Source organism: Streptomyces sp. SID14478, from assembly GCF_010548525.1.
GTDB lineage: Bacteria > Actinomycetota > Actinomycetes > Streptomycetales > Streptomycetaceae > Streptomyces.
Window position 1 is genome coordinate 1 of sequence record NZ_JAAGMG010000740.1, and the last position, 5,597, is coordinate 5,597.

The following is a 5,597-nucleotide window of genomic DNA, read 5'->3' on the forward strand; positions in this document are numbered from 1 at the left end:
CGTCGCCGCGGAAGGCGGCGGTGCGCAGCCCCCCGCCTCGCCGATGCAGCGCCGCACCCGCGCCCTGATGGCCGCCTGGAACGAACCGCACCGGCGCGTCACCGCACCCACCGGTACGGCCCGTGTCACGGGCCGGGTGCACTGCGCCGCGCACCCCGAGGGCTGCCCGGCCTGGGTGACCGTGATCAGCGCCCGCGGCAAACGCCTCGCCAAGTCACAGGTGACTGCGGGCAGTTACGCCGTGGAGGCGCTGCCGCCGGGCACGCACACGCTGGTGATCTCCGCAGAGCGGCACGCGCCACGGGCCGAACTGGTCCTCGTGGAAGGACAGTCGGGGACGGTGCGGCACGACGTGGAGCTGCGTTCTTAGGACGCGACCGGGGTCCCGCCCGCCGTGCCGGCGGGTGGCTGCCCCACCGTGAAGGTCGGGCTGTAGCCCTGCTCGCCGCCGTCGCGGGCCACGATCTCGATCGCGTAGCCCGCGCCCTCGGGCACGTCGGGCAGGACCGTGGCCGTCTCGCCCGACGGGTCGTCGGTGAGCTTCGCGGCGAGCTGGGCCACCCGCGCCGACCCGCCTCGCACGAGCCACATGTCCACCTCCCGGCCGGTGCTGTTGCGCCAGTTCACGAAGAGGCTGCTGTGCGCCGGATGCACCGAGCCCCCGGCAGGGGCGGTCACGGTGACGGCCGTGGAGGGTTCGGCCGCCGCGGGCTGGGCCGCGGGGCCGAGGGTGAGGAGCAGCGGTACGGCTGCCAGGGTCAGGAATCCGGTGCGGCGCATGCGACGACCTCGTTCCGATAGTCCGGATGTTCCGAAGGCGGTACAAGATCATCCCTGCCACCCGGGCAAGATCGTGTAAGGGCTGACGCGGCAGCGCCACCCCATGGGGTACGCCTCTGTACCCGAAGCGGACGCCCCGGCAGGACAGGGCGGCGGACCTCGCGCATCCTCGCGCGCGCCCGCATCCCCGCCTGCCCTCAGCCGATGCCCGGCACCACCACGAACGCCAGCCACACCACGGCGGGGGCGACGACCACGACCCCGGCGCCGTAGATCATCAGCTGCCGGAAGAAGCGGTCGCGGTCGACGTCCTCCGCGTTCGCGAGCACCAGGGCGCCGTTGGTCGAGAACGGACTGACGTCGACCACGGTCGCCGCGACCGCCAGCGCCGCGACCATGCCCACCGCGCCGACCTCGCCCGCGGCGAGGAACGGCACGGCGAGGGGGATGAGCGCCCCGATGATGCCGACGGACGAGGCGAAGGCCGAGACGATCGCGCCGATGTAGCACAGGAGCAGGGCGGCGAGCAGCGGTACGCCGATGTCGGTGACCGCGTCGCCCGCCCACTTGATCGTGCCCATCTCGTCCAGCACGCCGACGTAGGTGAGCACGCCGCAGATGAGGAAGACGGTGGACCAGGAGATCTCGGCCACCGCCGTCTTGCTGGTCGCGGGCCACACGACGCCGAGGACCACCGCGATGGTGATCGCCGTGAGGCCGACGTCGAGGTCGAAGGCGAGCGCGCCCACGACCAGGGCCACCAGGCCGGCGAGGGTGGCGATCCGCGGGCCGTCGAGGCGCGGAGGTTCGGGAACCGAGGCTCCGGTGGGCTCCTGCTGCGGCTCCTCGGGCGTGGCCGCCTCCGGTTGTGCGCCGCTGCCGACCGTCGCCGCGGCACGCTCCGGTACGCGGCTGGGGACGCCGCCGCGGCGCATCAGGAACGCGTAGACGAGGCCCGCGACGACCGTGTTGACCACGAGGCTGGCGAGGAAGAGCGCACCCTCGTTGCCGGGCAGGTGCTCCCGGTCGACGATGCTGTTCACCGTCGAGCCGTAGACGCTGGTGGGGGAGAAGCCGCCGGCCTGCGCGCCGTGCACCACCATGATCCCCATCAGCAGCGGGCTGATCCCGTACTGCGCGGCGAATCCCAGGGCCAGCGGGGCCACGATCGCCACCGCGCCGGGGCTCACCGCGCCGATCGCGGTGAGCGCCGCGGTGACGGCGAACATCACCCAGGGGATCAGCGCGACCCGGCCGCCCACCAGGCGGACCGAGGCGTGCACCAGCCACTCGGTGGTGCCGTTGGCGCGGGCGATGGCGAACAGATACGTCACCCCGGCGAGCACGACGAACAGATCCCCGGGGAACCCGGCGAACACGGCCTCGGCGTCGAGATCGGCCACGAGGCCGCCGACCGCGAAGGCTGCCGCGAAGGCCAGCGCCCCCATGTTGACGGAACGGGTGGTGGCGATGACGAAGACGACGGCCAGGACGAGGATGGAGAGCAGTTCTGGGGACACAGGTGAGCTCCAAGTGGACGAGTGGCTCAGCCAATTTCTCGTCGCGTCATGAGCCTGTCAATATCCCCGACATGAGAGATCGCGGGCGCGCCGCTCCCTGTCCGCGAGGCGAGCCGTCCGACGGGGCGCCGGCTCCACAGGCCGGGAGGCGTGACCTGGCGCAGGCTGGTTATGTGTCGGGGACGGGGGCACTGGACCCCTACAGCGAGACGAGGTGACGCGGGATGACCGAGCAGAGCGACGATGCCGCCATGGGCGACGAGGTGTACCAGCCGGGCGACCCGGACGCGCGGGAGGACGAGGGCGTCCTCGACGCGGAGGACACCCTGAGCGACCGTGGCGTCGACCCGTACGACGAGGGGTATTCGCCCCCCGAGCGCCCGCTCGGCGTCGAGCACACCGGCACCACCGCATCGGAGCAGCGGGACGGGGAGACCCTCGACGAACGGCTGTCCGAGGAGCGCCCCGACCCCGTCATCGACGAGTACGAAGCCCTCGAATCGGACGAGGACGACGCCGACGGGGTCGGCGATCTCCCGGAGGGCGAGGGCGAGCCCCTCGACGAGGAGGTCGGTGCGCTGCGCGCGGGCCGGCTCGTGGCCCCCGACGAGGGCGCCCACGAGGACGCCGAGAAGGACATGCTGGCCGAGGACATCGGCATCGACGGCGGAGCGGCCTCGGCCGAGGAGGCCGCCGTGCACGTCGTCGACGAGGACTGCCTCCCGCGCTGAGCCGGGGACGGGCAGTCAGTGGCCTGCGGCTCAGTGCCCGTACGCGGTGGCCGTCAGCAGCAGCGCGACCGCGGTGAACGCCGTCACCAGGGCGATCACGGGCGGTCCGAGCGCGACCTGGTCGGTCGTGCACTGGCGCGCCGTGACTCCTATGCAGACCACACTGATCGTTCCCAGCACCATCGCGACGATGACCAGCACCTCGCCGTCCTCCTTGTGTCGATGCACCCGAGTCGGACTTCATCGTCGCGTGACCCGCGGTGCGGCGCACGCGGACACCGGGCGGGCCGGGGCAGGATCGGACCGGGGGCGAATCGGGAAGGACACGCAGCATGCGGATCGACTTGAAGGGGCGCACGGCGCTGGTCACCGGCTCCACCCAGGGCATCGGGGCGGCCATCGCCACGGGCCTGGCCCGCGCCGGGGCCCGCGTCGGCGTCAACGGGCGCTCCGCCGAGCGGGTGGAGGAGAGCATCGCGCGGCTGGCCGGGCAGACGCCCGGAGCCGATCTGGTGCCGGTCGTCGCCGACGTCACCACCGAGGACGGCGCGCGCCGGGTGGGCGAGGTGCTCCCCGAGACCGACATCCTGGTCAACAACCTCGGCATCTTCGGCTCCGCCGAACCGCTGGAGATCAGCGACGACGAGTGGCGCCGCTACTTCGAGGTGAACGTCCTCGCGGGCGTCCGGCTCACCCGAATGTTCCTGCCCGGGATGATGGAGCGGGGCTGGGGCCGGGTGCAGTTCATCGCGAGCGACTCCGCGATCGTGGTGCCCGCGGAGATGATCCACTACGGCATGTCCAAGACGGCCCTGCTCTCCGTGAGCCGCGGCTTCGCCAAGCGGGCCGCGGGCACCGGCGTCACCGTGAACTCGGTGATCGCCGGCCCCACCCACACCGGCGGCGTCGAGGACTTCGTGTACGAACTCGTGGACCGGGACCTGCCGTGGGACGAGGCGCAGCGCGCCTTCATGCGGGAGCACCGGCCGCAGTCGCTGCTGCAGCGCCTGATCGAGCCGGAGGAGATCGCGAACATGGTCGTCTACCTCGGTTCCGACCAGGCTTCGGCGACCACGGGTGGTGCGGTGCGGGTCGATGGCGGGTACGTGGACTCCATCCTGCCGTGAACGGGAGCAACAGCAGACGTACCGGCCGTGAGCAGGAGCATCAGCAGTAGCAGTGGTGCAGGACTGGGGGTGGATGGCCGATGGATGGCCGTACGTGGTTCGTCCTGGCGGCGGTGGCCGCGCTCGTCATGCTGGTGGCCGCGGTCGTGCTGCTGGTGCGCGTCTTCAAGGCGCGCAGACTGCTCCTCGACGCGGGCATCCCGTTGCGCAGCAAGGCGCTGTTCTGGGTGGCCGTCGTCTACACGATCTCGCCGGTCGACCTGCTGCCCGATCCGATCTACCTGGACGACATAGGGATTCTGCTCCTGGCGCTGCAGTCGCTGCACTCCGCGGCGCGGGCCGTCGTCCCGCGCCGCGAGCTGTAGGTCATAGGCGTCAACTAGCCGCGGCTGAAGGGGAGTTTGGCGGTGAGCCAGGTGACCAGCGCGCCGGGGTTGCGGCTCTGCGTCCACAGCCGGCCCGGGCCGGTGAAGTCGAAGACGAGGCCCTCGCCCGACGTGAGGCTCTGCATCAGGCCCCGGGTCACCTTCCGGGTCGTGAAGGACAGTCCGTCCTCGAACGCGACCAGATGCCCGGAGTCCAGGACGAGCGTCTCGCCCTCGCGCAGCGCCACCTCGTCCAGCGCTCCGTAGCATGCGGCGACCACCTGCCCGGAGCCCTCGGCACGCACGAGGAAACCTCCCTCGCCGCCGGCCAGGTTCTTGAACCCGCCCCACTTGGTGTCGAGGGCGACGCCGTCGGAGGAGCACAGCCATGCGCCGCGGGCCAGATTGACGCCGCCGCCGACCTCGAGGGCGGTCACATCGCCGGGCAACTGCGCCGCGACGTCCACCCAGCCGCCCGCGCCGCCCGCCGTGAACCGCGTCACGAACAGTGACTCCCCGCCCAGGACGCTGCGCCTGAGGCCCTTGAGGAGCCCGCCCTCCGCCTTCGCCTCCACGTCGATCCCACCGGAGGCGGCCATCATCGCCCCGGACTCGGCCCGCACGGACTCACCAGGAGCGAGGCCGATCCGGGCGACGGCGAACGAGGGGGCGTGGCGTACGTCGATATCCATACGCCGAGGCTAGGTACGGCCGGAGGCCCGGCGCCTCGGCCGAAAGTCTGCGGCCGCGCGACCATCGGCTCTTCATGAGCGGCTCAAGGCGCGTGCCGCAGCGCGAACCACAGTTCCATGCGGACGTCCGGGTCGTCGAGATCGGCCGCCAGGAGCGTCGCGCACTTGCCGATGCGCTGCCGCACGGTGTTGCGGTGCACGCCGAGCGCCGCCGCCGTACGGTCCCAACTGCCGTGCAGGGAGAGCCAGGTGCGCAGCGTCTCCAGCAGGGCGGGCATGGCGAGCAGCGGGGTGAGGGCCAGGTCCGGCACCGCGGCACGGTGGTGGACCAGCGGGGTGCGGGTGGCGCGCGCCCGGGCCAGCGCACGGGCCGCCTGGCCGG

8 protein-coding genes and 1 pseudogene are annotated in these 5,597 nt (G+C 72.3%); 4 read left to right on the plus strand and 5 right to left on the minus strand.

Annotation, left to right across the window (positions count from 1 at the left end; all coding sequences use genetic code 11):
* Nucleotides 1–370 (plus strand): annotated as a pseudogene (locus G3I40_RS24625) (FUSC family protein); the annotation flags it as partial.
* Here G3I40_RS24625 and G3I40_RS24630 read toward each other — a convergent pair.
* On the minus strand, nucleotides 367–780 hold the full coding sequence (locus G3I40_RS24630; protein WP_164304304.1) for a Ser-Thr-rich GPI-anchored membrane family protein: 414 nt from the start codon (nucleotides 778–780) through the stop codon (nucleotides 367–369). The pseudogene G3I40_RS24625 and the gene G3I40_RS24630 sit on opposite strands and share 4 nt — an antisense overlap.
* Nucleotides 781–977: 197 nt before the next feature.
* Nucleotides 978–2,300 (minus strand): SLC13 family permease, encoded by a 1,323-nt coding sequence (locus tag G3I40_RS24635; RefSeq protein ID WP_164304305.1) that lies wholly within the window; start codon nucleotides 2,298–2,300, stop codon nucleotides 978–980.
* Between the two features lie 224 nt (nucleotides 2,301–2,524).
* On the opposite strand from G3I40_RS24635, the gene G3I40_RS24640 reads away from it, so the two are divergent.
* The gene (locus G3I40_RS24640; protein ID WP_164304306.1) at nucleotides 2,525–3,031 is read left to right on the plus strand and encodes a DUF5709 domain-containing protein; all 507 of its coding nucleotides are present in this window, start codon (nucleotides 2,525–2,527) and stop codon (nucleotides 3,029–3,031) included.
* A gap of 30 nt (nucleotides 3,032–3,061) precedes the next feature.
* On the opposite strand, the gene G3I40_RS24645 is transcribed toward G3I40_RS24640, so the two are convergent.
* Nucleotides 3,062–3,259 (minus strand): hypothetical protein, encoded by a 198-nt coding sequence (locus tag G3I40_RS24645; RefSeq protein ID WP_164304307.1) that lies wholly within the window; start codon nucleotides 3,257–3,259, stop codon nucleotides 3,062–3,064.
* A 104-nt stretch (nucleotides 3,260–3,363) separates the two neighbouring features.
* Between G3I40_RS24645 and G3I40_RS24650 the strand changes: the two genes are divergently transcribed.
* Both G3I40_RS24650 and G3I40_RS24655 read left to right on the plus strand, forming a co-directional pair.
* A complete protein-coding gene (locus G3I40_RS24650) occupies nucleotides 3,364–4,158 on the plus strand; it encodes an SDR family oxidoreductase (protein WP_164304308.1) in 795 nt (264 codons plus the stop codon).
* Nucleotides 4,159–4,238: 80 nt separating this feature from the next.
* A complete protein-coding gene (locus G3I40_RS24655) occupies nucleotides 4,239–4,523 on the plus strand; it encodes a YkvA family protein (protein WP_164304309.1) in 285 nt (94 codons plus the stop codon).
* Nucleotides 4,524–4,537: 14 nt separating this feature from the next.
* Here the strand turns inward: G3I40_RS24655 and G3I40_RS24660 are convergent, their stop codons facing one another.
* Nucleotides 4,538–5,215, minus strand: coding sequence for a TIGR00266 family protein (locus G3I40_RS24660; RefSeq protein WP_164304310.1), 678 nt, complete (start codon nucleotides 5,213–5,215; stop codon nucleotides 4,538–4,540).
* Between the two features lie 83 nt (nucleotides 5,216–5,298).
* Nucleotides 5,299–5,597 (minus strand): helix-turn-helix domain-containing protein (locus tag G3I40_RS24665; protein WP_164304311.1); only part of this gene is annotated, 299 nt, incomplete at its 5' end.